This window comes from Polymorphospora rubra, assembly GCF_018324255.1.
Classification (GTDB): Bacteria; Actinomycetota; Actinomycetes; order Mycobacteriales; family Micromonosporaceae; genus Polymorphospora; species Polymorphospora rubra.
Genome location: NZ_AP023359.1, coordinates 3,179,992 through 3,205,690 on the forward strand (window position 1 = coordinate 3,179,992; position 25,699 = coordinate 3,205,690).

The following is a 25,699-nucleotide window of genomic DNA, read 5'->3' on the forward strand; positions in this document are numbered from 1 at the left end:
TCAGGACTCCAGATCCGGCAGTTCGGAGGTGAGGGCGGAGGGTGTCGGTGTCATCGCGGCCGGTGTGGTGTCGAGGTGGTCGAGCAGACCCTCGACGTACGACACGTCCACGCGTACCTTCTGCACGCGACCGTCCACATCACGCATGACGAACTCCCGGAAGCCGAGCCGAGAAGCCGATGACGCATCCACGTTGGACAGGGAAGCCAGCGTCGCCTCGTAGCCGTCGTTGACCGGCACCCGGAGCAGCCGTAGCGCCTCCGAGGCGATCTCCTCGTCCTCGGCGATGCGCCCGACGAACACGGTGGAGACGAGGTTCTGTACGTCGAGCCCGAGGATGTCGCGCGGGTTCTGTGACGCGACCAGGGCGGAGAGGTTCCATTTCCGCGAGTCACGGGCCAGCCGGACGAGGAACGAGCGTCCGGAGCGCCAGCCCTCCATGAAGTGCGCCTCGTCGAGGCCGACCATCTTGCGCGACGACATGGAGCCGCCGTAGCAGCGGCGTACGGCGAGCCGGTGTGCGGTGTGCAGCATCGGCAGGGCCAGTGCCTCCTCGGCCGACCAGTACTCGCGTTCGATCTTGAGGTCGGGCAGTCGCAGTCCGGCCATGGTGATGACGGTCAGGGTCGCGTCGGCGCCCAGCAGCCCTTCCGGCGGTCGGCCGAAGAAGAGCAGGGCCAGTGGCATCTCGGCGGTGTCGAGCAGCAGGTTGGCGAGCTCGCGGCCCTCGTGGTCGTCGAGGCCGGCCAGGCAGGCGACGACGTCGTCGAGCGTCGAGGTCTCCTCGGCCGGCACCTGCCGTACGGCGTGGCGCAGCAGGGTCGCCGTGGACGCCTCCCGGGCGACCTGCGGCGGTACCAGCATCATGCAGATGTCCTGCACCAACATGCGGCGTTCGGCGCGGGCGTTGGAGACGGCGATCTCGAACTCGCGGTCGCCCGCCGCACCGGTCGGGAACTCCGACCGCAGCGGGGTCGGGATCAACGCGTACGGGGCGAGGGTGCCCTGCTCGGAGCCGGTCAGGTTGAGCACCCGCGAGTACGGCCGCAGTTCGGGCATCGCGCACAGCCGGGCGAGCGGCCCGGACGGGTCGAGCAGTGTCACCTGCACGCCCCGCCGAGCGGCGAGGTAGCCCAGCGCGCCGAGCAGGGTGGACTTGCCGCCGCCGGGTTCGGCGACGAAGACGGCCAGCCCGGAGCGTTCGCGTACCTCCATCGGGAAGTGCAGGTCGAGGAAGACCGGCCGGCGGCAGGTCCCGGCGGTACGTCCGATCAGGTCACCGCGCCGGTCGCCGACGGTGGAGGCGGCCTGCGGCAGTGCGGCGGCGAGCAGTTTCACCGGCATCCGGCGGACGTAGCCGGTGTTGGCGATCGGCTCGCCGGGGATGAACTCCCTGGCCAACCAGTCCTGACTCTTCGGGTGCTGCAACGCGATCCGCAGTTCACGGGAGTAGAGCTGGATGAGCCGTCGGGCCCGCTCGAGGCATTCGTCGCGGGTCTTGCCGCCGACCGCGATGCGGTGCCACCCGTGCGCGCGGGCCGATTCCACCGGTAGGCCGGTGGTCATCTCGTCGCCGATGACGAGGGCCCGCTTGGCGAGCCGCTCCAGTTCCGGGGGCGCGTCGATGCCGTGCTCGGCGTAGTCGAGCTGCTGAGAGCGGATCATCCGGAGCCGGTGTTCGAGGTTCCGGAACGAGTCGTTGGGCCCGAGGATGTCGAACCGGGACGACAGTTCCATCGGCCACGGTAGCCGCTCGTGGAAGTGGAGCCACGGCTCGTGGCGTTCGGGGATCTCCAGCGGCTCCATCCGGCCGACGGCGAGCACCGCGACGTGCCGTTCCTCACCGGTCATCCGGTTGACCAGCTTGACGGTGGAGCCGTACGGGGTGCGGTAACGCTCGATCTGCTCGGTCAGGGCGAGCAGATCGCCCTGCTCCCACCGGCCGTTGGTGACCGGCGACAGGGCACCGGGCGGTGCCATGCACAGCGCCACCGAGCGGTAGAGCAGCCACTCGAGTTCCTGCGACGTCACCCGGCGCCCGCGCATGCCGAACGCGGCGAGGACCTCGTCGAACTGCTCCACGGTACGGCCGAGCTTGCGGCGTTCGCCTTCGCCGACGCCGCGGCCGAAGGCCCGCAGCACACGTTCGGCGAGCGAGTTGCCGATCGTACGGCGGGCGAACGTGACGCCGAGGTAGGTCTGTCCCTCGGCGTGGTTGACCGACAGCAGGTGCCGCTGGGCGGCCACGAGGTGGTCGGACCACGAGGCGGCACCGGGTACGTCGGGCAACGGCTTGGCCGTGTAGGTGTCGATGGTGCGGGCCCACTCGTCGGCGGGGAACGGCCGGGTGGTGCGTCGCAGGTGCAACCGGAATCCGGCGAGGCCGGCGTACTGCTCGGAGATCGCCGACAGGAGAGCTTCCCGTTCGGCGTCCGGCCGGAAGGCCCAGCGCACCTCGGGCAGCCAGTACCACGCGGTGACGGTGTTGGGCGCGAACGTCAGGTGGCCGGCGATCTCGGAAATGGCCAGCTCGATCGACGGGTCACGGTCGCTGAACTTGACCTTGGGGGTTTCACCCGGACCGGCTTGGCGGCGGTCTGCTTGCGGGACCGGCGCTTATCCGGTGTCGGCTTTTCGGGCCGGCGCAGGCCTGGAACCGGCCCGTCGTCGAGGTCGACGGGGGTCGGCAGGTGGCCCGGTCCGACCGGGGCAACCGGCGGGACGGTGTCCGTCGGTGGTCGCTCGACCGGCGGAACGTCGGTCACCTCGGCCGGGGGATGGTGGTATGCGGTGGCGGCGGATCTCTCGACCGGTGGTACGTCCGGAACAGGGTGGGGCTCGACGTCCGGCGGGATCCGCGCCGGGGGTGGGGGCGGCGGTGCGGGCGCGAGTTCCTGCCGGGCCGCCGCCGGAGGGGCGGCGGGGGCCGGGTCGAGTTCCCACGCCGGCGGTCGCCTGCGGCCGCCGGGCAGTTCCGCCGGGCGCGCCCGGCGGGTCGGCGTCTCGGCGGGGGCGGCCGGCAGATTGGGCGCGGTGGCGGACGGATCGACGCGGGGCGCGGATCCGGCGAAGAGATCCAGGAACGGCGAGTCGATGTCGGCGTGCTCGGCGGGAGGGACCGGGGGGCGGCCTGCGGCGGGCGGTGTGGCCGGCCGGCCACGCGGTGGCTGTGGTGCCTGGAAGACGGCGACCGCACCGTGTCCCGGGCTGGTCACCAACTCGGCGTCACCGCCGGCGTCCTCGGCAAGATCAGGCTCGCGGTAGTCGCGTGATCGCGCAACGTCACGTCGGTTGTCGGCCGGGCGGCCGGCCGAGCGTGGTGGGCCCGGCGGAGTGGAACGGGTCATGCTCTCGCCCCACCCGGGTCGGCGGCCGTCGGTCGACGCCGGATGCCGCCGGCCACGGCACCAGGATCGCTGGCGGAGTGCCGGCCCCGCCGGATGTCTTCGCTCATACCAGTTCCTCCCGAACCCGGATACGGGTGGCGATCAACCGGGGGTCGCGCCGTTCGACGGCCGGCTCACGGGTGCGCCGCCAGTCGGTCAGTGCCGTCCGGATGACCATGCGGGCAGGACGGTCGGGATCGACGTAGCGGAAGATGAACGACGTCGTCACGATCGCCAGCGCGATCTCCCAGGCGGGGAACAGCTCGACGTTGAGCGTGAACATCCAGTGGATGAACATGTAGAGCGGGACGAGCAGCATGAACAGGCCGTACTGGGCGTACGGGAGGTGTACCGGCAGTGTGTAGCCCGGCGGACCGAGGTAGACCAGACGGGCCCGGTAGATGTCGTCGTCGGTGCGCAGCCGCATCTCGTGCCCGCGCCCTATTCGAAGATCAGATTGATCAGGTAATCCCCGACGAAGAACAGTGTGGCGGCGCCGGCGATGAAGGCAAGACCGACGATCGCGATCGCCGAGCTGGTGAGCACCTTCGAGATCTCACCCTTGCTGGCCCGGCCGATGAAGATCACGCCGAGTACCGCGAGCAGGATCGGGGCCACGTTGCTGGCCAGGAAGCTGACGACGCCCTCGGTGTTGAAGCCGGAGGGGGCCGGCTCGGCGGCGAGAATGGGGGCGAGCGCGTCGGCCACGTACGTGGCGCTCGTCCACGCCGTGTCGACCAGCTCTGTGGCGATCATCGGAAACCTCCCCGGTGCCCGGCCGGCGGAGCCGGGGCACTGCAGTTGTCAAGCCTTGCGAAGTGCCGAGTCGAGCATGCTCATGCTGACTCTGGGTCTCACCGCCACCGCGCACGGTGGTGAGTTGTGGGCGTTTTGTGCAACTTTGGCCCATCCCTTCGCGCTTGGACGTCTGAATGATGCGCAATTCCAAAGCGTACGGTGCGCCCCCGTTGGGAACAAGCTACGAAGAGTGCGGCTGGTGGTGCGGGCGTGGCGTGAGTGATCGTACACATGTTCGAAGAGGTGGTGGCAAGGTGGCATCCGCCCCTGGGTACCGTCTAGTCCGTGCCTGATCTGCTGCGCGCCGACCATCCGGTGGTGATGGGGGTACTCAACGTCACGCCGGACTCGTTCTCCGACGGCGGGCGGTACACCGACCTGGACGCTGCCGTGCGGCACGGGGTCGAGATGCGCGAGCAGGGCGCCGACCTGGTCGACATCGGGGGTGAGTCGACCCGGCCGGGTGCCGACCGGGTCGACGCCGAGACGGAGACGGCCCGGATCCTGCCGGTCGTGCGTGCCCTCGCCGACCTCGGTGTCCCGATGAGCGTCGACACCAGCCGGGCCAGCGTGGCGGCGGCCGCCCTCGACGCCGGCGCCGCCGTCGTCAACGACGTGTCCGGCGGACTGGCCGACCCCGCCATGGCCGGGGTCGTGGCCGCCGCCGGCTGCCCCTGGGTGCTCATGCACTGGCGTGGCCATTCGAAGCGGATGCGGGACCTCGCCAGATACGCGGACGTGGTCCGCGACGTACGGGCCGAACTCGCCCAACGGATCGAGGCGGCGCTTGCCGCCGGGGTCGCGGCGGACCGCATCGTCGTCGATCCCGGACTCGGCTTCGCCAAGGGTGCCGAGGACAACTGGCGCCTGACGACGGGCCTGCCGGAGCTGTTGTCGCTGGGCTATCCGCTGCTGTTCGCCGCCAGTCGGAAGTCGTACCTGGGACAATTGCTCGCCGGGCCGGACGGGACGCCGCGACCGACCGGCGGGCGTACGGCGGCCACCGTCGCCACCAGCGTGCTCGCGGTGGCGGCCGGAGCGTGGGGGGTACGGGTGCACGACGTACGCGAGACCGTCGACGCGCTCGCGGTGTGGCAGGCCAGTGGGCGTCCCCGCCTGGCGACCACGCCGGACCCGACGCCACCGGATGCCACCGTGGGACGAACGGGCCAACCGGGTGCCCGCGGCCCGGCCGAAGGAGGACCACGATGACCGACCGGATATCCCTGACCGGGCTCCGTGCGCACGGCCGGCACGGGGTCTTCGACTTCGAACGCGAGCAGGGCCAGGATTTCGTCGTCGACGTCGTGCTCGACGTCGACCTGCGGCCGGCGGCCGCCTCGGACGACGTCGGCGACACCGTTCACTACGGGGAACTCGCCGAGCGGCTGGTGGCGGTGGTGACCGGCGAGCCGGTCAACCTGATCGAGACGTTGGCCGAGCGGCTGGTGGCGGTGTGCCTGTCGGACGTTCGGGTCAGCTCGGCGACGGTCACCGTGCACAAGCCGCAGGCGCCGATCCCGCACGACTTCGCCGACGTCGCGGTCACCCTGACCCGGACCAGGCAGGCGGTCGCGTGACCCGGGCCGTGCTGTCGTTGGGCAGCAACCTGGGCGACCGGATCGGGCAGCTACGGGCGGCGGTGGCGTCGTTCGACGACGTGCTGCTGGTCGCGTCCGGGGTCTACGAGACGCCGCCGTGGGGCGACGCCGACCAGCCGGCGTACCTGAACGCCGCGATCCTCGTCGAGGATCCGCGGGCCACGCCGCGGGAGTGGTTGGAGCGGGCCCGGGCCGCCGAGGCGGCGGCGGGGCGGCTGCGCGACCCCGCCCGCCGCTTCGGGCCACGCACCCTCGACGTCGACGTGATCGTGGTCTGGGACGCCGCCGGTGAGCCGGTGCTCAGCGACGACCCGGAGTTGACCCTGCCGCATCCGCGGGCGTCGTCGCGGGCCTTCGTCCTTCGGCCGTGGATCGACATCGACCCGTACGGCCGGTTGCCCGGGCACGGTTGGCTGACCGACCTGCTCAACGCCGAGCCGTTGGCGAGCGAGGTCCGGGACGTCAGCCCGCGACCGGATCTGCCACTAGAGTCGGTTTCGTGAGCGAACCGGACTCTTCCCGGCGTCGGCCGGCGCCGGAGCAGCCACGTCTGGGCCCGACCCGACCGGCCACGCTGGTCGTCGCCGGGCTGGCCGCGGCGGCGCTGGCCTGGCTCGTCATCAGCAACGTCTACTACCGGGCGTTTCCCGACCTGCCCTGGCTACCGACGGTGACGATTCTGGGGTTGGCCGTGCTGGAGGGCTACGCGGCCGTGAACACCCGGGCCCGCATCGACCGCCGGCCGGGCCGCGACCCGGTGGAACCGCTGACGGTGGCACGCTTCGTCGTCCTCGCCAAGGCGTCCTCGCTGGCCGGTTCGATATTCGCCGGTTTCTACGGCGGGATTGCCGCCTGGCTGGTGATCGAGCCGACCAAGGCGGCGTCCGACGACATTCCGGCGGCCACCGGCGGGCTGATCGCGTCGCTGGCGTTGGTCGGCGCCGCCCTGTGGCTGGAGCGGTCCTGCCGGGTACCGAAACGCCCCGACGAGGAGCAGAAGTCGGACGAGTCCCGGGAATGACCGGGAGAACCCCGGGCAGCGGTAACGGATACGGGGGGTGACGTCCAGGCGGCGACGCGGGTACGGTGCGTCCGACTGGGTTCGACCCCGCCGATGTCGTCGGATCGGGCCGGTCATCCGACCCACTCGGCGTCCCGTCGGCGACAAAGGGGCAGAGGTGGTCGGCTGAATGACCACAGGAGGCCCGTGAGATGTCGTACGACGAGTCGAGGTTTTCCCGACATGACCGGTCGGGCGCCGATCCGCTGTTCGGCACGCGGAACGACTCGGCCCTCGACTCGGGGCGCGACTCCGGCCGGGATCCGCTCGCGGGGCGCGACGCCTCCGGTTCTCCGGGCGGCCCGGGCGCGGCCGGCCCGGGCGGCAGTGCCACCACGACCGCGGCCACCGGCCCGGACGCGACCGGCGACCGCCGTACGGCTGAGCCGACGACGACCGCGGCGCAGCGTGCCGTACCCCCTGCGGTCCTCGAGGACGTGTTCGACGATCCGGCGCACGGCGAACCCGGCCGCGACCGGATGGCGATCCACGTGGCCTGGGAGATCGTGCTCCTGCTCGGCGTACTGGCCGTGGCGTTCCTGCTGTACCGGGAAAATCCCGATGCCGTACGCGTCGACGCGCTCGACTCGTTGCTGGTCTTCGCGGCGGCGCTCGGACTGCTCACCCTCGCCGCCGGCCTGACTCTGCGCGCCGGTACGCCGAACCTCGCCCTGGGCCCGGTCGCGGTCGCGTCGGCGTTGCACTTCGCCGAGCAGAGCGACCGGGGCGTCCTCGAGACCGTCGGGGTCGCCGCGCTCGCGGCCGTCGTACTCGGTGCCGTGGTCGCCGTGGTGGTCGTCGGGTTCCACGTACCCGCCTGGGCCGCCACGCTCGGTGCCGCACTCGCCGTCGTGGTCTTCATCAGCCAGCGGTCCGCGCCGGTCGAGGTGCAGAGCGGGTACGACGCGACCGGGCAGGCCCTGTACTTCTTCGGCGGGTTCGCCGCCCTCGCTCTGCTCGGCGGCCTGCTCGGCAGCATCAGGGCGATCCGCCGCGCGGTCGGCCGGTTCCGGCCGGTCGCCGATCCGGCCCGCCGGCGGGGTGCCCTGGCCGGTGCGCTGGCGGCGGTGGTGCTCGTCTCGTCGATGCTCTTCGCCGTGCTGGCCGGGGTCCTCTTCGCCGGCGACGCGACGACCGGTCCGGTCGTGCCGACGCCGGGACTGGAGTGGACCGGGTTGGCGCTGGGGGCCACCCTGCTCGGCGGGACCAGCGTGTTCGGTCGGCGCGGCGGGGTCTTCGGCACCCTGCTCACCGTCGTGCTCATCACGCTGTTCGTCACGTACGCGCGGGAACGTGGGTGGGACGTGTCGCTGTACGCGGTGGCCGCCGCGACGATCACCGCCGGACTGGTCGTCTCCCGTCTGGTCGAGACGTTCGGGCGGCCGAGGTCGGCGACCGTACATGAGGAGGACTGGCTGAACGAACCGGCGATCACGCGTACCTCGGGTTGGTCGGAGCTGCGGTCGGAGGACCGTGACTCCTGGTCGAGCGGACTTCCACCGCAGCCCGCCGACCGGCGGCTCGACCCGTGGGGCAGTGGCCGGTGGGGGACGGACGACCGTTGATCCACCCCGGGCCGGGGCGGCGACACCCCGGCCACCGACCGTGCCGCTGCGACGATCAACGGTTACGCTCGGCGTCATGAGCGAGCGAAGCGGGTGGGTGTCATGACCGAGTCGTCCGGCGGCGCGACCGGTCCCGGCTTCGCGGAGTTGGACGCCCTGCCCACGGAGGAGCTGCGCGAGCGGGCCTTCGCCGTCGCGCGGGAGAACCGCGACATCGGATTCTTCTGGTCGGTCCTGCGCCACCTGCCGCATGCCGACGACGCCGCGGAGCTGGACGGTTCCCCGAACTCGGTGGGGCCGACGATCGACGACGCGGTCGCTCTGTGGCGGGAGTTCACCGGGCACGGCTACGACGAGGCGGAGCCGTTGCTGCGCGCGGCCTTCATCGACTACCTGCTCAAGCACTGACCTGCCCGACCGGCGATCCACGCCGAGTGGTCTGCCCGCACTGCCGAGCGGACATCAAGCCTGATTTCGGTCAGGTGGTTTGGCGCCACGTGGCCGTTGGGAATATCGGACACATGGCTTGCGGAGGGTCGTTATCGGACCAATCCGGGGTGCCCCGGAGCACCGCAGCCACCGCAGACCTGATTCGGCACCACCCCCGGGTGCGCGGCCGGGCTTGTCCCCCGGGTCCGGCCGCGCACTCCCCGCCGCTACTGGGCGGGGTCGGCGGGATAGTCGATGCTGAGGATGCGGTGCCGGCTCAACAGCCCGACCGGCTCCGACCCCTCGGCGACCCGGCAGTGGTCGGCGTTCGTCGTCAGCATCCTGGCGAGCGCGTCGTAGAGGGACGAGCCGAGTTCCACCGTGGGTAGTCCGGCGGTCGAATCCACCGTGGACAGCGGATCCAGCAGGTCCCGGGTCACCGGGGTGACGGCCAGCCGGCGGATGCCCCGGTCGGTCCCGACGAACTCGCGTACGAAGGCCGAGGCCGGCTCGCCGAGCAGCTTCGCCGGTGAGGCGTACTGCTCCAGGCGGCCGCCCTGGGAGAGCACCGCGATCCGGTCGCCGAGCCGGACCGCCTCGTCGAGGTCGTGGGTGACCATGACGATCGTCTTGCGTACCTCGGCCTGGAGACGCAGGAACTCCTCCTGCAACCGGGTACGCACGATCGGGTCCACGGCCGAGAACGGTTCGTCCATCAGCAGCACCACCGGATCGGCGGCCAGGGCGCGCGCCACCCCGACCCGCTGCCGCTGCCCCCCGGACAACTCGTGCGGGTAGCGCCCGGCGAACTTGCCGGGATCGAGCCCGACCAGTTCGAGAAGCTCGTCGGATCGCTTGCGGATCCGGTCCTTGGACCAGCCGAGCAGCCGCGGCACGGTGCCGACGTTGGTGCGGATCGTCTGGTGCGGGAAGAGCCCGACGTTCTGGATGACGTATCCGATCCGACGGCGCAGGGCCACCGGGTCGGCGCCGGTCACGTCCTCGCCACCGAGCAGGATCCGCCCGCCGGACGGCTCGATCAGCCGATTGATCATCCGCAGCACGGTCGACTTGCCGCAGCCGGACGGGCCGATGAGGACCATCAGTTCGCCTGCCTCGACCTCCAGACTCAGCTCGGTGACCGCCACCGTCCCATCGGGATACTGCTTGCGGATCCGGTCGAGTGCGATCGGTGCCGCGCCGGACGGCACGGTCCTCGCGGGCGCGGCGGAGCCCGCCTCCGGGGTAACGTCCACGTATGTCCTTCCGCGGATTGTCCAGCCTGAGCGTGCTGGCCGGCGAGCGATTCGCCTACGAGGGCCCGGGTAATCCCTGGTTCTCCTGGCGGTACGTTCGGGACAACTCGGAAACCATTCTCGCCGCGTTGCGCGAACACGCGACCCTGACCGCGCAGGCGGTCGTCATCGCGGCGGTGGTGGCACTGCCACTGGCGGTGGTCGCGTACTGGTTCCGGTCCCTCACCGGGCCGATTCTCGCACTCTCCGGCGTCCTCTACACGATTCCATCGCTGGCCCTGCTCGCCTTCGTCGCCCCGTACGTCGGCACGACCAATCCGGCCTCGGTGCTGATCGCCCTCGTGCTGTACGCACTGCTGCTGATGGTCCGCAACACCCTGGCCGGCCTCAACCAGGTGCCGGAGGAGGCGCGGGACGCCGCACTGGGCATGGGCTACGGCAGGTTCGGCCGGCTGCTGCGGATCGACCTGCCGCTCGCGTTACCCGGCATCATCACCGGCGTACGGCTGGCCACCGTCTCGACCGTGGCGTTGGTGACCGTCGGCTCCCTGATCGGGTTCGGCGGCCTCGGTGACCTGATCCTGGGTGGCTTCCGCAACAACTTCTACAAGGCGGAGATCCTGACCGGCACCATCCTGTGCGTGGCCCTCGCGCTCGTGCTGGACCTCCTGCTGGCCGGCATCGGCCGACTGCTCACCCCGTGGGCCCGGGGGAGCGTGCGATGAACCCGATCGAGCAGGCCGTCGTCTGGCTGAACGATCCGCTCAACTGGACCAATCCCGGTGGCGTACTCGACCGGCTCGGCGAGCACCTCTACATCTCGGCGGCGGCGGTCGCGCTCGGCTGCCTGATCGCCTGGCCGGTCGGGCTCTGGCTCGGACACGCCGGTCGGGGCGGCGGCGCCGTGGTGCTCATCTCCAACCTGACCCTGGCGATCCCGACGATCGCCCTGCTGACCATCCTGCCGCTCACGTTCCTGGGGTTCGGCAAGCCGCCGGTGATCATCGCGCTGGCGATCTTCGCGGTCCCGCCGCTGCTCGCCAACGCCTACACCGGGGTCCGTCAGGTCGATCCCGAGACCCGGGAGGCGGCGCGCGGGATGGGGCTGTCCGGCGGGCAGGTGCTGCGCCGGGTCGAGTTGCCGCTCGCGGTGCCGTTTCTGGCGGCGGGGTTCCGTACCGCCGCGGTGCAGGTGATCGCCACGGCCGCGCTCGCGTCCTTCGTCAACGGGGGTGGGCTCGGACAGATCATCAGCGCCGGGTTCGGGTTGGGCATGTCGGTCGGCGGCGGGCAGATCCTCGCCGGCGGCCTGCTCGTGGCGCTGCTCGCCGTACTCGTGGAGGGAATCCTCGCCCTCGTCGAGCGGGCGGTGACGCCCCGACCGTTGCGGCGTACCCGGGGCCGGGCGGCCCGGCGGCAGGCGGTGCCGACCGGCAGAGCCTGACCGGCGCCGGTCGAAGTCGATCCGTCCGGCCACGATGCGTCACCCTTCAACGCCACGTGACGATCTGATGACAACATCGCCCTCGAGTTGTCGCACCTCGCGCTCATTATGTTGGGTGGAGGTAACGGGCGACATCGACGATCCGCCCGTCGGACACGCGGCCGGCCGTCATGGTCGCGCCGGGACACGGAAGGCGGGCTGATGCGCGCAGGTTCACGGTTGGCGTTGGGCGCGGTGGGAATGCTCGCCGCGGCGGGCTTCCTCGCCGCTTGCGGCGATGCCGGTTCCTCCGGGACCGAGGCTCCCGACGCCGGGGCCTCCGGGGCCGGCTGCGCCCCGGTGGCCGGCACCCAACTCGTCGTTCTGGAGGACGACAAGAAGCTCCAGAACACCGACAACATCATTCCGGCGATCAACGCCGAGGCGGCGACCCCCGAACTGATCGCGGCGCTCGACAAGGTCTCCGACGCGCTCGACACCACCAAGCTGATCGCGCTCAACAAGGCGGTCGACGTCGACCGCAAGACGCCGAAGGTGGCCGCCGAGGAGTTCGCGGCCGGCAACAACCTGACGGCCGGCATCACGGCCGGGCCGGGCGGTGCGATCACCGTCGGTGCCGCCAACTTCAGCGAGAACCAGACGCTCGGCGAGCTCTACCGGATCGTCCTCACCGCGGCCGGCTACGACGTCACCGTGCAGCAGATCGGCAACCGGGAGCTCTACGAGCCGGCGCTGGAGAAGGGCGAGGTCCAGGTCGTGCCGGAGTACGCCGCCACGATGGCCGACTTCCTCAACGGCAAGGTCAACGGGGCGAACGCGCCGGCCGTCTCCTCGCCCGACCTCGACCAGACCGTGACCGGTCTGAAGACCGTCGGCGATCCGGTCGGCATCACGTTCGGCAAGCCGTCGCAGGCACAGAACCAGAACGCCTTCGCCGTGACGAAGGAGTTCGCCGACCGGTACGGCGTCACCACCCTGTCCGACCTGGCCAGCAAGTGCTCGGGTTCGGCGACGGTGCTGGCCGGCCCGCCGGAGTGCCCGCAGCGGCCGAAGTGCCAGGCCGGGCTGATCGAGGTCTACGACTTCCGGGCCGGATCGTTCAGCTCCCTCGACGCCGGCGGCCCGCAGACCAAGTCGGCGTTGACCAGCGGCACCGTGAGCGTCGGTCTGGTCTTCTCGTCGGACGGCGCGCTCGCCGGCTGACCTGGAAAGACGGCGAAAGGGCCGACGTCCGCCACGGACGTCGGCCCTTTCCGTCGTGGGGAGCGGGCGGACCCGGTGCACGGGGACGGTTCCCAGCCGTTCCGGTTCCACCTCCGAGGTTGGGTCGGTAGGCTGCACAGCCATGCCCGCCCAGGAGGGACCCGAGAAGCCGGCCGTCCGGCAGCTGCTGCCCATCCTGTTCTGGGTCGGGGTCGGGCTCGCGCCGCTCGCGGCGTTGCTGATCCTGCTCGCGCGGGGCGAGGGTGTGTTGCGGATAGCGGCCGTGCTCGCCGTCCTCGGCACGGTGCTGATCGGGCTCTCCGTCACCCTCGGGCGGGAGATCGCCCCCGGTCGTGGTGGTGCGGAGGACCAGCTGCTCGACGAGATCGACGCGTTGCGTGAGGAGTTGCGCTCCGACATCGCGACCGCCGCCCGTACCACCCACCGGGCCTCCGGTGAGCGGCTTCAGCGCCTGTACGACGAGGTGCAGTCCCTGCGTGGACAGGTCGAGTCGCTGCGGTCCGGGCCGGCCTGGTCCGACGCACCGCCGGCGACCGGACGCGGCAGCACGCACCAGGGGGCCGCGTCGCCGCCGTACGCGGGCACGGCGTCGGTCGGCTTCCCCGACGCAGGTGCCCCGCCGGCCGCCGGCACGGCCCCGGCGTCCGCCGGTGGGCGCGCGTCGGTCCCCGGCACCGTCCCGGGGTCCAGGGGAGTGGTACGGCACACCGAGACCGTCCACGTCACGACCCGGCACACGATCGTCGACGAGGACGGCCCGGACTACGGCCACGAGCGGTCCGGGGGCCCGCACGGCCGCCCCTACCGGCCCGACGTCGCCGAACCCGCCGATGCCGGGCCGCCCGACACCGGTCGGTGGGGGACCGGGCCGCGCGCCGTCGAGGCGCCCCCGGCCGAGTACGCCCACCGGTCGGCGAACCGGTGGGCGAGCCTGCGCAGCGACGAACGGGGCAGCGAACTGCGGGTCGGTGAACGGCGGGCCACGGCACACGCCGACGGTTCCGGTGCGGAACTGCACGTCGAGGACCGATGGGCGACGGTACGGCGGGAGGAGCCGCGGACCGGGGGCCGCCGGCGGGCGGAACCGGACGATGACGAGTGGCCGGCAGGGCGCAGGTCCGCGACGGGTGGCGGGCCGGACCGGGCCGACCGCGGTCGGGCGGACCGGGAGCCGGACTGGCGGGACCGCGAACCCGACCTGCCGTCGTGGCGGGATCGCGAGCCGGACGTGGATGCCGGCCCCGCCCGGCGGGGCGAGCAGCCGTCCCGGCGCGGGCGTCGCCGCCGCGACGACGATGACGAGCTGTCGTCCGGGTACGGCGTCCCCCGGCCCCCGACGACCGTTGGCGCTGACGGCTACTTGTCGACGTCGCCGACGACGAAGAACATCGAACCGAGGATCGCCACCAGGTCGGGGATCAGGCAGCCGGGCAGCAACGCCGACAGGGCCTGCACGTTGGCGTACGACGCGGTGCGCAGCTTCAGCCGCCACGGCGTCTTCTCGCCCCGCGACACCAGGTAGTAACCGTTGACGCCCAGCGGGTTCTCGGTCCAGGCGTACGTGTGCCCCTCTGGCGCCTTCACCACCTTCGGCAGCCGTACGTTGACCGGTCCGCTGATCCGGTCGACCTCGTCGAGGCACCGTTCGGCGAGGTCGAGGGCGACGTACACCTGGTCGAGCAGGACCTCGAACCGGGCGTGGCAGTCTCCTGTGGAGCGGGTGACGACCGGAACGGACAGCGACCCGTACGCCAGGTACGGGTCGTCGCGGCGCAGGTCGAAGTCGAGCCCGCTGGCCCGGGCGACCGGGCCCGACGCGCCGTAGGCGGCCGCCTGGGCGGCGGTGAGCACGCCGACGCCGACGGTGCGGGCGAGGAAGATCTCGTTGCGCCGGATCAGGTTGTCGAGGTCGGGCAGCCGGCTCCGGACCTGCCCGATCGCCTCCCGGGCGCGTCGGGTCCAGCCGGCCGGGACCTCCTCCTTGAGGCCGCCGACGCGGTTGAACATGTAGTGCATCCGGCCGCCGGAAGCCTCCTCCAGCACCGTCTGGAGGGTCTCGCGTTCGCGGAACGCGTAGAACATCGGGGTGAGCGCCCCGATCTCCAGCGGGTAGGAGCCGAGGAACATCAGGTGGTTGAGCACCCGGTTGAGTTCGGCGAGCGCGGTACGTAGCCACACCGCCCGCTCCGGTACCTCGATGCCCATCAACCGCTCGACGGCGAGGGCCACGCCGAGTTCGCTGGAGAACGCCGACAGCCAGTCGTGCCGGTTGGCGAGCACCATGATCTGGCGGTAGTCGCGGACCTCGAACAGCTTTTCGGCGCCCCGGTGCATGTAACCGACGATCGGCTCGCTGGAGACCACCCGCTCGCCGTCGACGACGAGCCTGAGCCGCAGCACCCCGTGCGTGGACGGATGTTGTGGTCCGATGTTGAGCACCATGTCGGCCGTGTCCAGGCCGGCGCCGGTACCGACGGTCACCTCACGCAGCGCACCGGTGGTCATGCCCGTCATCGTGCCATGGCCGGGCGGTGGGGCGGGACCGCCCGGGTGCTCAGCCGAGGAGGATCGGGGCGACGCCGACCGGTTGGAGCAGCCACCAGTGCCCCCCGAGCCCGGCCGGTTCGAGCAGTTCGGCGGCGGCGGAGGCGGCGGCCAGCGAGCGGACGTACGCTGCCGGGTCGGTCGCGGCCAGGGCCAGCGGCGGCCGGGCGCCATCGACCCCGAGCGCACGCAGCGCGGCCCGTTGGGTGAGAAGTTGGTACGGCAGGCCGGCCGCGGCCGAGCCGGCCGCCGCGACCGAGTCGACGGCGACGTGCGCGGTGATGTCGCACGACCCGTCCGGTACCGGGAGCACCTGTCGACCGTGGCGGAACCCGGTCAGGGTGCCGGCCGGCGGCCGGTCGGCCAGCAGGTGGCCGTAGTCGACGGCGAGGGCCAGCCCGCGGTCCAGTGCGTCGACCGCGGTCCGCCACGCCAGGTCCCGGGGCAGCCCGATCTCGGCCCGCCCGTCGCCGGGCCACCAGCGGGCCAGCCAGTCGGCGTCGTCGGGGTCGACCCGGGTCCCGGTCGACTCGTCGCCGGTGGCGGGGTCGACCAGCGCGTAACGGGGTGGCGCCGGGGCGTCGCGGTCGGCGACGTCGAGCGGTACGTTGTCGAGCCACTCGGTCGCCACCAGCAGGCCCGTCACCGGGGCCGGCAGCCGGTCCTGCCATCCGATCGCCGCGGGCAGGTCCGCCGGGCGGGGGGCGAGTTCCACCGCGGTCAGCCGGAGCCGTTCCCGGAGCCCGGCGGGGGCGAGGCCGGCGAGTGCCGTGAGGAGTTCGCCCCGGCCGGCGCCGACATCGACGACGTGCAGGGGGTCCGGGCGGTCCAGAGCGTGGTCGATCCGGTCGAGCAGGCGCAGGACGGCACCGGTGAAGGCAGGTGCGGCGTGGACGCTGGTACGGAAGTGGGCGGCGGGTCCCGCTCCGGCGACGAAGAACCCGTTCGGGCCGTAGAGCGCCGCGGCCATGGCCTCCCGCCAGCGGATCGAGGTCATTTCCCCACCTTCCGTCGTGACCCGGGACACCCTAGCGACCGCCGCCCGGCGGGCACCGCGCCGGTGCCGGCGATCCGGACAAACGGTGCATCGTTCGTCCCGTCGGCGGTGCCGGACCGCGAGGCGGACCAGGGCGGTGAAGGTTTTCACACATGCTTGTCCCCGGTCTGTAACAACGGCGCATACTTGCGATCGACCGGTACCACATTTTCGAGGACTGGATCATCGCTATGAGCGCACCTTCGCGCCCGCGGCCGACAGCGTCCGCCCGCCGTGCCGATGCCGGCCGGCCGGCCGGAGCCGAGTTCGGCCAGACCACCCGACCATCCCGCCCGCTGACCGTCGGCATCGTCGGTGCCGGACGGGTCGGTGCGGTGCTCGGCGCCGCCCTGGCAGGCGCGGGCCACCGGATCGTCGCCGCGTCGGGGGTCTCCGCCGCGACCCGGGCACGGCTCGGGCAACTCCTGCCCGACACCGCCAACGTGCCCGCCGACGCGGTCGCCCGGGTCGCCACCGACCTGCTGATCGTCGCCGTTCCGGACGACTCCCTCGCCGCGCTCGTCGCCGGGCTCGCCGAGACCGGCGTACTGCGCCCCGGCCAGGTCGTCGCCCACACCTCCGGGGCGCACGGGCTCGACGTACTCGCACCGGCCGCTGCGGCCGGTGCCCGCCCACTCGCCCTGCACCCGGCCATGACCTTCACCGGTACCCCCGACGACCTGGCGAACCTGGCCGGGATCTCGTACGGCGTGACCGCACCCGACGCCCTGCGGCCGTTCGTCACACGGCTGGTCGCCGACCTCGGCGGTACGCCCGAGTGGGTGGCCGAGGCCGACCGTGCCCTCTACCACGCCGCCCTCGTGCACGGCGCGAACCACCTGGTCACGCTCGTCAACGAGGCGCTGGACCGGCTGCGTGACGCCGGGGTGGCCCGACCGGAGAAGGTGCTCGGCCCACTGCTGCGGGCGTCGCTGGACAACACGCTGCGGCTCGGCGACGCCGCCCTGACCGGTCCGGTGTCGCGCGGCGACGCCGGCACGGTCGCCCGGCACCTGGCCCGGCTGGCCGCCTCGGCACCCGACTCGGTGCCGAGTTACCTGGCGCTCGCCCGCCGTACGGCGGATCGGGCCATCGCGGCCGGGCGGCTGCGCCCGGCCGACGCGGAACCGCTGCTCGGCGTACTCGCCGACGAGCGCCGGAAGGCGGTCGCATGAGTGGACGGAGCGGGATCCCCATGACCACCGTCGTACCCGACCGGCAGGCGCTCGCCGCGGCCCGGAAGTCCCTGCCCGGCAGCGTGGCCGTGGTGATGACGATGGGCGCCCTGCACGCCGGGCACGAGACGCTGCTGCGCGCCGCCGCGGAGCGGGCCGACCACGTGCTGGTGACGATCTTCGTCAACCCGCTCCAGTTCGGGCCGAACGAGGATTTCGACCGCTACCCGCGCACGCTGGAGGCCGATCTGGAGATCTGCCGGGCGGCGGGCGTGGCCGTGGTGTTCGCGCCCGCCCGTGACGAGATCTATCCGGGCGGCGAGCCGATGGTCCGGGTCGACCCGGGACCGCTGGGTGGGCAACTGGAGGGGCAGAGCCGGCCGGGCTTCTTCAACGGCGTGCTCACCGTCGTACTCAAGCTGATCCAGTTGACCCGGCCCGACTTCGCGTTCTTCGGCGAGAAGGACTACCAGCAGCTCACCCTGGTCCGCCGGATGGCGCGTGACCTCGACCTCGGCGTGGAGATCGTCGGGGTGCCGACCGTACGTGAGCCGGACGGGTTGGCGCTGTCGAGCCGCAACCGCTACCTGTCCGCCCCGGAACGCGAGGCGGCGGTCCGCCTGTCGGCGGCGTTGCGCGCCGGCGCCACCGCCGCCGCGGACGGGCTGGGTGCCGCCGGCGCACTGTCCGCCGCCCGGGCGGCCTTCGGGACGCCGGTCGGCGTCGCTGCCCCGAAGCTGGACTATCTCGTCCTGACCGACCCCGACCTGGGACCGGCGCCGGACGGCGGGCCGGCCCGGCTGCTGGTGGCCGCCTGGGTCGGCCAGACCCGGCTGATCGACAACGCGGCGATCGACCTGGTCCCGCCGGCCACGACCTGAACCGCCGGGCACCCGCTGAACCCGGCACCCACCGCACCTGTCGACCGAGGAGTCGTCCCCGATGTACCGCACCATGCTCAAGTCCAAGATTCACCGGGCCACCGTCACCCAGGCCGACCTGCACTACGTCGGATCGGTGACCGTCGACGAGGACCTGCTGGACGCCGCCGACCTGCTCCCCGGCGAGCAGGTCGCGATCGTCGACATCACCAACGGGGCGCGGCTGGAGACGTACACGATCCCCGGGCCGCGTGGCACCGGCGTGATCGGCATCAACGGCGCCGCGGCGCGGCTGGTACAGCCCGGCGACCTGGTGATCCTGATTTCGTACGCCCAGCTCGACGACGCCACGGCCCGTTCCTACCGGCCGCGGATCGTGCACGTCGACGCCGACAACAAGATCATCGAGCTGGGCGACGACCCGGCGGGCACCGCGCCCGGGATGGTCGGTGGGCCGGTCCGGGGGGACCAGGTGGCGCCGGCCGCCTGATCCCGTGGGCGCGATTGCCGGATCATCCCGTTCAGCGGACTGACGTATGCTCAGCGATCCGAGTCGCGTACGCATGGGGAGGGTCGCGATGCGCCGTTGGTTGACCGCTGTCGCTGTCGCCGGCACAGCCACGCTGCTGCTGACGGGGTGCGGTAACCCCGCCGGAGTCGACGGTAACCTGGTCAACGGCTGGGCGGCGTTCCCGGAGCCGAAGGCGTTCGTGCCCGCGGCCGAGGTCTGCCACACCGCCGACTTCGCCGAGACCGCATACCTGTCGTCGTACAGCCCGGTGGACTGCGCGACCTCGCACCGGGTCGAGACGATCTTCGTCGGGACCCTGACCGGCGCGACCGCCGAGGCGAACAAACCGCCCACCGCCTCCTCGACGGACATCAAGCCGGCCTACACCGAGTGCGACACCAAGGCGAAGGAGTTCGTCGGTGCCGACTGGCGTACCGGCCGGCTCTGGCTGGGCGTGGCGGTGCCGTCGCCGCAGGCGTGGAGCGGCGGGGCACGCTGGTTCCGGTGCGACCTGACCGAGGAGTCGACGGTCGAGAACGACGGCGACAGCGAGACGGTGAACCGCACCGCGAGCCTGCGCGACGCGCTGAAGACCACCTCGCCGCTGAACCTCGGCTGCTACGCGGTCAAGCTGAACAGCGAGGATCGGGTCGACACGATGGACCCGGTCGAGTGCACCAAGGAGCACAACAGCGAGTTCGTCGGAGTCTGGACCGCCCCCGACGGCAACTACCCCAGCAAGGACACCGACTGGGACAAGTTCTACTCGGAGTGCCGTACGTTGGTCGGCCGTTACGTGGGCGTGCCGCTGGACAACAACCTGCGCTACCGCACCGGCGTGATCGCGCTGCCCAACGGGCAGACCGAGTGGCAGGCGGGCAACCGCGGCGTGCGCTGCTACCTGTGGATGGCCGACAAGAAGTTCACCCGGTCGCTGAAGGGCACCGGCAACAACGGGCTGCCGATCCAGTACCAGTGACCCGGTCGGGGCGGCGCAAACCACTTCCGTGGCCCCCGCCCGCCACCCGCCGGGCACGGCGCGGTTGACTGTCCGGATGGACGTGCCGACACCTGGTCTGCCCGCACTGCCCCGCGCACTGGCGGCACCGGCCCCGGGTTGGGTGGAGAACACCGACGTGGTGGTCGTCGGGTCGGGGATCGCCGGCCTGACCGCCGCGCTGCACCTGCGTGAGGCGGGGCTGCACGTCACGGTCGTAACCAAGGTCAACATCGACGACGGTTCGACCCGGTGGGCGCAGGGCGGCATCGCCGCCGTACTCGACCCGTTGGACTCGCCGGCCGCGCACGCCTCCGACACCGAGATCGCCGGCGTCGGCCTGTGCGACCCGGCCGCGGTGCGCGTGCTGGTCGAGGAGGGGCCGAGCCGGGTCCGCGAGCTGATCCGGATGGGGGCGGAGTTCGACCGGCACCCCGACGGCTCGCTGATGCTGACCCGCGAGGGTGGCCACCGTGCCAACCGGATCGTGCACGCCGGTGGGGACGCGACCGGGGCGGAGGTCCAGCGGGCGCTGCACGCCGCGGTCGGCCGCGACCCGTGGATCCGGCTGGTCGAGCACGCCCTGGTCCTCGACCTCCTGCGGTCGGCCGACGGGCGGGCGTGCGGCATCACCCTGCACGTCCTCGGCGAGGGCAGCGAGGACGGCGTCGGCGCGATTCTCGCCCGGGCGGTGGTGCTGGCGACCGGCGGACTCGGCCAGGTCTTCGCGGCCACCACCAACCCCGTGGTGTCGACCGGTGACGGTGTCGCGCTCGCCCTGCGAGCCGGCGCGGCGGTGACCGATGTGGAGTTCGTCCAGTTCCATCCGACCTCGTTGGTGATCACCGACGCCGGTGGGGCACCCCGGGCGCAGCAGCCGCTGGTTTCCGAGGCGCTGCGGGGCGAGGGTGCCCATCTGGTCGACGCGGCGGGCCACCGGTTCATGGTCGGCCGGCACGAACTGGCCGAGTTGGCCCCGCGGGACGTGGTGGCCAAGGGCATCCACCGGGTGATGCTGGCCGACGGCGTCGACCACGTCTTCCTCGACGCCCGGCACCTCGGCCGCGAGTTCCTCGAACACCGGTTCCCGACGATCGTCGCGTCGTGCCGGGCGGCCGGCGTGGATCCGGTCACCGACCTGATCCCGGTCGCACCGGCGGCGCACTACGCCTCCGGCGGGGTCCGGACCGACCTGTACGGCCGTTCCTCGATTCCGGGCCTGTACGCCTGTGGCGAGGTCGCCTGCACCGGTGTGCACGGCGCCAACCGGCTGGCCAGCAACTCGCTGCTGGAGGGGCTGGTCTTCTCCCGGCGGATCGCCGAGGACATCCGGCGCGACCTGCCACCGCAGGCCGACCCGGTGCCGGGCGACCCGTCCGCCGGGGAATCCGGCTGGGTGGTCGAGCCGCGGATCCGTATCCCGTTGCAGCGGGCCATGACCCGTGGCGCCGGCGTTCTGCGGTCCGCCGGCACCCTCGCCGACACCGCGGCCGAACTGGTCCGGCTCGGCACCGGCCGGAGCACGCCGTGCACCGCGAGCTGGGAGGCGACCAACCTGCTGACCATCGGCTCGCTGCTGGTCGGGGCGGCGTATCGGCGCCGGGAGACCCGTGGCTGCCACTGGCGCGACGACCACGCCGCCGCCAGCGACGAGTGGCTGGGCCACCTGGTCGCGTCGATCGGACCCGACGGCGCCGTCGGTCACACCTGGGAGGCATCGTGCTGAGACTGTCCACCGTGCAGGCGCTCCAGGCCGACGGGCTCGATCCGGAGGCCGTGGAGCGGATCGTCCGCACCGCCCTCGACGAGGATCTGGGGCCGGAGCGGCTCGACGTCACGAGCGTTGCGACGATCCCCGACGACCAGTTCGACACCGCGGACGTGGTCGCCCGGGCGGACGGGGTGGTGGCCGGGTTGGCGGTGGCGGCCGCGGTCTTCGACCTGGCGACGAGCCGTACGGTGCAGGTGTCGCTGGTGGCGGCCGACGGCGGGCGGGTGGCCCGGGGCGACGTACTGGCGACGGTCTCCGGGCCGACCCGGTCGCTGCTGACCGCCGAGCGGACCGCGCTCAACCTGCTCAGCCGGATGTCCGGCGTCGCCACCCACACCCGGGCCTGGGCCGACGTCCTGGCCGGCAGCAAGGCGATGGTGCTCGACACCCGTAAGACCACCCCGGGCCTGCGGGCGCTGGAGAAGTACGCCGTCCGTGCCGGCGGCGGAACCAACAAGCGCATGGGCCTGTACGACGTCGCGATGATCAAGGACAACCACAAGCTCGCCGCCGGCGGGATCACCGCGGCCTACCGGCGGGTCCGGGAGATGTTTCCCGGGGTGCCGGTTCAGGTCGAGGTGACCACGGTCGTGGAGGCGGTCGAGGCGGTTGACGCCGGGGCGGACTTCCTGCTCTGCGACAACATGACCCCGGTTCTGCTGCGGGAGGTGGTGGCCGCCGTCGGTGACCGGGCCGAGCTGGAGGCCACCGGTGGGCTGACCCTCGACGTCGCGCCGGAATACGCCGCCACCGGCGTCGACTACCTGTCGGTCGGGGCGCTCACCCACTCGTCACCTATCTTGGACATCGCCCTCGATCTGCGGTTCCGGAGCTGACCATGCTGCTCTGCATCGACATCGGTAATACCAACACCGTCCTCGCCACCTTCGACGGCGACAAGCTGGTGCACTCCTGGCGGATCAAGACCGATGCCAGGTCCACCGCCGACGAGCTGGGCCTGATGTTCCGGGGCCTGCTGGCCGGCGACGCGGTCGAGATCACCGGCGTGGCGGCCTGCTCGACGGTGCCGGCCGCGTTGCGTTCCCTGCGGACGATGCTCGCCCGCTACTACGGCGGGATCCCGAGCGTGGTGGTCGAGCCGGGGATCCGTACCGGGGTGCAGTTGGCGATCGACAACCCCAAGGAGGTCGGGGCCGACCGGGTGGTCAACACCCTCGCGGCGCACGCCCTCTTCGGCGGTCCGTCGATCGTGGTCGACTTCGGTACGACCACCAACTTCGACGTGATCAGCGCCCGGGGCGAGTTCCTCGGCGGGGCCTTCGCGCCGGGCATCGAGATCTCCCTGGACGCGCTCGCGGCCCGGGCGGCGCAGTTGCGCAAGGTCGAGCCGACCAGTCCCCGCTCCGTGATCGGCAAGAACACCGTCGAATGCCTTCAGGCCGGCATGTACTTCGGGTTCGCCGGCCAGGTCGACCGGATCGTCGAGCGGATGGCCGAGGAGTTGGGGGAGTTGCGCGCCGTGATCGCGACCGGTGGCCTCGCCCCGGTGGTGATCGACGAGTGCCGCACCATCACCCACCACGAACCGATGATCACGCTCATCGGACTGCGGATGGTCTTCGAGCGCAACGTCTGACCCGCTCCGCATGCCCATAACCCGGTAACCGCCGCCGAGCGCCTTGAGTACGCTCGTGGCCGAAACCATGCCCAGGACTACCTGTTGAGGACGCCTTCCGTGACCGAGCAGAATCCCGCCCCCGTCGAGCCCGACGACGACCTTCCGGAGCAGATGCGGGTCCGCCGGGCCAAGCGGGACCGGATGCTGGCCGAGGGCATCGACCCGTACCCCGTGGGGTTTCCGCGGACCGCGACGCTGGCGGAGATCCGGACCCGGTACGCCGACCTGCCGACCGACACGGCCACCGGCGACAAGGTCTCCGTGGCCGGGCGGGTGATCTTCATCCGCAACACCGGGAAGCTGGCGTTCGCTACTCTCCGTGAGGGTGATGGTACGGAGCTGCAGGCGATGTTCTCGCTCGACCGGGTCGGGGCCGACCGCCTGGAGGACTGGAAGCGGCTGGTCGACCTCGGTGACCACGTCGGGGTGACGGGAGAGGTCATCACCAGCCGGCGCGGCGAACTGTCGGTGCTCGCCGACTCGTGGGCGGTCACCGCGAAGGCGCTGCGCCCGCTGCCCGTGGCGCACAAGCCGTTGAGCGAGGAGGCCCGGGTCCGGCAGCGTTACGTCGACCTCGTGGTCCGGCCGCAGGCGCGGCAGACCGTGCGTACCCGGTCGGCGGTCGTGCGAAGTCTGCGGGACTCGCTGCACCGGCGGGACTTCATGGAGGTCGAAACGCCGATGCTCCAGCTGGTCCACGGCGGTGCGGCGGCCCGGCCATTCGTGACGCACAGCAATGCGCTGGACACCGATCTGTATCTCCGAATCGCTCCGGAGTTGTTTCTGAAGCGCTCCGTAGTCGGCGGTATCGAGCGTGTGTTCGAGATCAACCGTAACTTCCGCAATGAGGGTGTGGACTCGTCGCACTCACCCGAGTTCGCGATGCTGGAGGTTTACGAGGCCTACGGCGACTACGACACCATGGCAGTCCTCCTGCGGGAACTCGTGCAAGAGGCTGCGATGGCGGTCAGCGGTTCCCATGTAGTCACCCACGCCGATGGGCAGGAGTTCGACCTGGGCGGCGAGTGGCGCTCGGTCACCCTGTACGGATCGCTTTCCGAAGCGTTGGGGGAAGAGGTGACGGTCCGGACCGACATGGCGCACCTCGTCCGCTACGCGGAGAAGCACGATCTGGCGGTCGACCCGAAGTGGGGACCGGGCAAGCTCGCCGAGGAGCTCTTCGAGGAGTTGGTCGTGCCGGGACTGCGCGAGCCCACTTTCGTGCGCGACTATCCCGAGGAGACCAGCCCGCTCACCCGGGCGCACCGCACCGAGCCGGGCCTTACCGAGAAGTGGGACGCCTACGTGCTCGGGTTCGAACTCGGTACGGCCTACTCGGAGCTGGTGGACCCGGTCGTGCAGCGTGAGCGGCTGGTCGCCCAGGCCCGGCTGGCGGCCAAGGGTGACACCGAGGCCATGCCGCTCGACGAGGACTTCCTGCGTGCGATCGAGTACGGAATGCCGCCGTCCGGGGCATGGGATTTGGAATCGACCGGCTGCTGATGGCGCTGACCGGCTTGGGAATTCGGGAAACCATCCTCTTCCCGCTGACCAGGGCCCAGTAGATTCCGCAACAGTTTCCGTGTCCTATTGACGTGCCGTGCGCCTATCAAGCTATTGTTCTCTTGTTTGCGGGTGAACCTGCGCGAAAGGATTGTGGCACGTGGCGAAGCACATCATTCACAAGCTGGTCGATGACCTCGACGGCGGCGACGCGGACGAGACCGTCAAGTTCTCGCTCGATGGGGTTCAGTACGAGATCGACCTCTCCAACAAGAACGCCGGTAAATTGCGGGATCTTTTCGCCCCGTACGTCTCCGCAGGCTCGAAGATCGGTCGCGGTGGCGTGGTGGTCGGCGGTCGCGCCGCTCGTGGCCGAGGCGGGGCGGCTGCCGACCGGGAGCAGAACAAGGCGATCAGGTCCTGGGCCAAGAAGGAAGGCAAGGAGATCTCCGACCGGGGACGGATTCCTCAGGAGATCGTCGACGAGTACCACCAGAAGGCCGGGCGCTGAGGCGCCGGCGCGTCTTCCGGTCCTTCGCCCGGGTTCGAGGTGTCACACCTCGAACCCGGGCGTGTTTTGTCCTAGTTCGCGACATATGCCGGAAGTTGTCCACAGTCGGTGGAAGACGTTGTCCACAGGCTGTGGACAACGTCAGGTGGACTTAGCCGTCGCTCCGCGCCGTGCCGATTTCGCTCTGCGCGTACACCACGGCCTCCGGGAACACCCGGTGAGCGTGCAGAGTTGGATAAATCATCGCGTACCCGACCCGGTCCGGCACGCACGACCACGGCAGAGTCGGCTCGCGACGATAGAGTAATGCCACGGGCGTCCGCCTGGACGTTCCGGGCGCTGGCCCCGCCACGACCACTGGCGCACGG

Annotated in this window: 22 protein-coding genes and 2 pseudogenes; 18 read left to right on the top strand and 6 right to left on the bottom strand. The window is 71.6% G+C overall.

All coding sequences use genetic code 11. The features are described from left to right. The 3 genes and pseudogenes from Prubr_RS14585 to Prubr_RS14595 all read right to left on the bottom strand — a co-directional run bounded on the left by Prubr_RS14585 (position 1) and on the right by Prubr_RS14595 (position 4,142). Positions 1–3,347 (bottom strand): annotated as a pseudogene (locus Prubr_RS14585) (ATP-binding protein). A 103-nt stretch (positions 3,348–3,450) separates the two neighbouring features. Next, the gene (locus Prubr_RS14590) at positions 3,451–3,813 is read right to left on the bottom strand and encodes a hypothetical protein (RefSeq protein WP_212825763.1); all 363 of its coding nucleotides are present in this window, start codon (positions 3,811–3,813) and stop codon (positions 3,451–3,453) included. 14 nt (positions 3,814–3,827) lie between these two features. Further along, the gene (locus tag Prubr_RS14595; protein WP_212825765.1) at positions 3,828–4,142 is read right to left on the bottom strand and encodes a hypothetical protein; all 315 of its coding nucleotides are present in this window, start codon (positions 4,140–4,142) and stop codon (positions 3,828–3,830) included. A 327-nt stretch (positions 4,143–4,469) separates the two neighbouring features. On the opposite strand from Prubr_RS14595, the gene folP reads away from it, so the two are divergent. The 6 genes from folP (at position 4,470) to Prubr_RS14625 (ending at position 8,818) form a co-directional block, all read left to right on the top strand. After that, positions 4,470–5,396 (top strand): dihydropteroate synthase, encoded by a 927-nt coding sequence (folP, locus tag Prubr_RS14600; RefSeq protein ID WP_212825767.1) that lies wholly within the window; start codon positions 4,470–4,472, stop codon positions 5,394–5,396. Next, positions 5,393–5,764: a dihydroneopterin aldolase gene (folB, locus tag Prubr_RS14605; RefSeq protein WP_212825769.1), complete on the top strand. Its 372-nt coding sequence runs from the start codon at positions 5,393–5,395 to the stop codon at positions 5,762–5,764. Before folP ends, folB begins: the two co-directional genes overlap by 4 nt. After that, positions 5,761–6,288, top strand: coding sequence for a 2-amino-4-hydroxy-6-hydroxymethyldihydropteridine diphosphokinase (folK, locus tag Prubr_RS14610; protein ID WP_212825771.1), 528 nt, complete (start codon positions 5,761–5,763; stop codon positions 6,286–6,288). Before folB ends, folK begins: the two co-directional genes overlap by 4 nt. A 47-nt stretch (positions 6,289–6,335) precedes the next feature. Then, on the top strand, positions 6,336–6,806 hold the full coding sequence (locus Prubr_RS14615) for a DUF3180 domain-containing protein (RefSeq protein WP_212828035.1): 471 nt from the start codon (positions 6,336–6,338) through the stop codon (positions 6,804–6,806). Positions 6,807–6,997: 191 nt separating this feature from the next. After that, complete coding sequence (locus tag Prubr_RS14620; protein WP_212825773.1) at positions 6,998–8,410, top strand: ABC transporter permease; 1,413 nt, start codon at positions 6,998–7,000, stop codon at positions 8,408–8,410. Between the two features lie 102 nt (positions 8,411–8,512). Next, a complete protein-coding gene (locus tag Prubr_RS14625; protein ID WP_212825775.1) occupies positions 8,513–8,818 on the top strand; it encodes a hypothetical protein in 306 nt (101 codons plus the stop codon). Between the two features lie 248 nt (positions 8,819–9,066). Here the strand turns inward: Prubr_RS14625 and Prubr_RS14630 are convergent, their stop codons facing one another. Continuing rightward, positions 9,067–10,095 carry an ABC transporter ATP-binding protein gene (locus tag Prubr_RS14630; RefSeq protein WP_425518015.1) on the bottom strand — a complete coding sequence of 343 codons (1,029 nt, stop codon included), beginning with the start codon at positions 10,093–10,095 and terminating at the stop codon, positions 9,067–9,069. 2 nt (positions 10,096–10,097) lie between these two features. Between Prubr_RS14630 and Prubr_RS14635 the strand changes: the two genes are divergently transcribed. The 3 genes from Prubr_RS14635 (at position 10,098) to Prubr_RS14645 (ending at position 12,742) form a co-directional block, all read left to right on the top strand. Beyond that, positions 10,098–10,820 carry an ABC transporter permease gene (locus tag Prubr_RS14635; RefSeq protein WP_212825777.1) on the top strand — a complete coding sequence of 241 codons (723 nt, stop codon included), beginning with the start codon at positions 10,098–10,100 and terminating at the stop codon, positions 10,818–10,820. Continuing rightward, positions 10,817–11,539 (top strand): ABC transporter permease, encoded by a 723-nt coding sequence (locus Prubr_RS14640; protein ID WP_212825779.1) that lies wholly within the window; start codon positions 10,817–10,819, stop codon positions 11,537–11,539. Before Prubr_RS14635 ends, Prubr_RS14640 begins: the two co-directional genes overlap by 4 nt. Before the next feature lie 201 nt (positions 11,540–11,740). Next, on the top strand, positions 11,741–12,742 hold the full coding sequence (locus tag Prubr_RS14645) for a glycine betaine ABC transporter substrate-binding protein (protein WP_212825781.1): 1,002 nt from the start codon (positions 11,741–11,743) through the stop codon (positions 12,740–12,742). Positions 12,743–14,119: 1,377 nt separating this feature from the next. On the opposite strand, the gene Prubr_RS14650 is transcribed toward Prubr_RS14645, so the two are convergent. Both Prubr_RS14650 and Prubr_RS14655 read right to left on the bottom strand, forming a co-directional pair. Continuing rightward, the gene (locus Prubr_RS14650; protein WP_212825783.1) at positions 14,120–15,277 is read right to left on the bottom strand and encodes an NADH-quinone oxidoreductase subunit D; all 1,158 of its coding nucleotides are present in this window, start codon (positions 15,275–15,277) and stop codon (positions 14,120–14,122) included. Between the two features lie 40 nt (positions 15,278–15,317). Then, positions 15,318–16,304, bottom strand: coding sequence for an SAM-dependent methyltransferase (locus Prubr_RS14655; protein WP_212825785.1), 987 nt, complete (start codon positions 16,302–16,304; stop codon positions 15,318–15,320). Between the two features lie 230 nt (positions 16,305–16,534). Between Prubr_RS14655 and Prubr_RS14660 the strand changes: the two genes are divergently transcribed. From Prubr_RS14660 to Prubr_RS14700, 9 genes and pseudogenes are all read left to right on the top strand, one after another. Continuing rightward, positions 16,535–17,518 (top strand): Rossmann-like and DUF2520 domain-containing protein, encoded by a 984-nt coding sequence (locus Prubr_RS14660; protein WP_212825787.1) that lies wholly within the window; start codon positions 16,535–16,537, stop codon positions 17,516–17,518. 20 nt (positions 17,519–17,538) lie between these two features. Beyond that, entirely contained in the window at positions 17,539–18,399 is an 861-nt protein-coding gene (gene panC, locus Prubr_RS14665) for a pantoate--beta-alanine ligase (RefSeq protein WP_212828040.1), read from the top strand. 61 nt (positions 18,400–18,460) lie between these two features. Then, complete coding sequence (panD, locus tag Prubr_RS14670) at positions 18,461–18,889, top strand: aspartate 1-decarboxylase (RefSeq protein WP_212825789.1); 429 nt, start codon at positions 18,461–18,463, stop codon at positions 18,887–18,889. 88 nt (positions 18,890–18,977) lie between these two features. After that, complete coding sequence (locus tag Prubr_RS14675) at positions 18,978–19,889, top strand: septum formation family protein (RefSeq protein WP_212825792.1); 912 nt, start codon at positions 18,978–18,980, stop codon at positions 19,887–19,889. Positions 19,890–19,965: 76 nt separating this feature from the next. After that, positions 19,966–21,633, top strand: a complete 1,668-nt coding sequence (locus Prubr_RS14680; RefSeq protein ID WP_212825794.1) for an L-aspartate oxidase — start codon at positions 19,966–19,968, stop codon at positions 21,631–21,633. Beyond that, positions 21,630–22,514 (top strand): carboxylating nicotinate-nucleotide diphosphorylase, encoded by an 885-nt coding sequence (gene nadC, locus Prubr_RS14685; RefSeq protein WP_212828041.1) that lies wholly within the window; start codon positions 21,630–21,632, stop codon positions 22,512–22,514. Before Prubr_RS14680 ends, nadC begins: the two co-directional genes overlap by 4 nt. Positions 22,515–22,516: 2 nt before the next feature. After that, positions 22,517–23,275: a type III pantothenate kinase gene (locus Prubr_RS14690; protein WP_212825796.1), complete on the top strand. Its 759-nt coding sequence runs from the start codon at positions 22,517–22,519 to the stop codon at positions 23,273–23,275. Between the two features lie 99 nt (positions 23,276–23,374). Beyond that, positions 23,375–24,882: pseudogene (gene lysS, locus Prubr_RS14695) on the top strand (lysine--tRNA ligase). Between the two features lie 98 nt (positions 24,883–24,980). Further along, positions 24,981–25,331 carry a histone-like nucleoid-structuring protein Lsr2 gene (locus Prubr_RS14700; RefSeq protein ID WP_212825799.1) on the top strand — a complete coding sequence of 117 codons (351 nt, stop codon included), beginning with the start codon at positions 24,981–24,983 and terminating at the stop codon, positions 25,329–25,331. Positions 25,332–25,699: the final 368 nt, after the last annotated feature.

Bases quoted from the DNA above. Each gene is read 5' to 3' on its own strand.
- Prubr_RS14590 (WP_212825763.1), bottom strand. From the start codon at position 3,813: ATGCGGCTGCGCACCGACGACGACATCTACCGGGCCCGTCTGGTCTAC.
- Prubr_RS14595 (WP_212825765.1), bottom strand. From the start codon at position 4,142: ATGATCGCCACAGAGCTGGTCGACACGGCGTGGACGAGCGCCACGTAC.
- folB (WP_212825769.1), top strand. From the start codon at position 5,393: ATGACCGACCGGATATCCCTGACCGGGCTCCGTGCGCACGGCCGGCAC.
- Prubr_RS14620 (WP_212825773.1), top strand. From the start codon at position 6,998: ATGTCGTACGACGAGTCGAGGTTTTCCCGACATGACCGGTCGGGCGCC.
- Prubr_RS14625 (WP_212825775.1), top strand. From the start codon at position 8,513: ATGACCGAGTCGTCCGGCGGCGCGACCGGTCCCGGCTTCGCGGAGTTG.
- Prubr_RS14635 (WP_212825777.1), top strand. From the start codon at position 10,098: ATGTCCTTCCGCGGATTGTCCAGCCTGAGCGTGCTGGCCGGCGAGCGA.
- Prubr_RS14640 (WP_212825779.1), top strand. From the start codon at position 10,817: ATGAACCCGATCGAGCAGGCCGTCGTCTGGCTGAACGATCCGCTCAAC.
- Prubr_RS14645 (WP_212825781.1), top strand. From the start codon at position 11,741: ATGCGCGCAGGTTCACGGTTGGCGTTGGGCGCGGTGGGAATGCTCGCC.
- Prubr_RS14650 (WP_212825783.1), bottom strand. From the start codon at position 15,277: ATGACGGGCATGACCACCGGTGCGCTGCGTGAGGTGACCGTCGGTACC.
- Prubr_RS14655 (WP_212825785.1), bottom strand. From the start codon at position 16,304: ATGACCTCGATCCGCTGGCGGGAGGCCATGGCCGCGGCGCTCTACGGC.
- Prubr_RS14660 (WP_212825787.1), top strand. From the start codon at position 16,535: ATGAGCGCACCTTCGCGCCCGCGGCCGACAGCGTCCGCCCGCCGTGCC.
- panC (WP_212828040.1), top strand. From the start codon at position 17,539: ATGACCACCGTCGTACCCGACCGGCAGGCGCTCGCCGCGGCCCGGAAG.
- panD (WP_212825789.1), top strand. From the start codon at position 18,461: ATGTACCGCACCATGCTCAAGTCCAAGATTCACCGGGCCACCGTCACC.
- Prubr_RS14675 (WP_212825792.1), top strand. From the start codon at position 18,978: ATGCGCCGTTGGTTGACCGCTGTCGCTGTCGCCGGCACAGCCACGCTG.
- Prubr_RS14680 (WP_212825794.1), top strand. From the start codon at position 19,966: ATGGACGTGCCGACACCTGGTCTGCCCGCACTGCCCCGCGCACTGGCG.
- Prubr_RS14690 (WP_212825796.1), top strand. From the start codon at position 22,517: ATGCTGCTCTGCATCGACATCGGTAATACCAACACCGTCCTCGCCACC.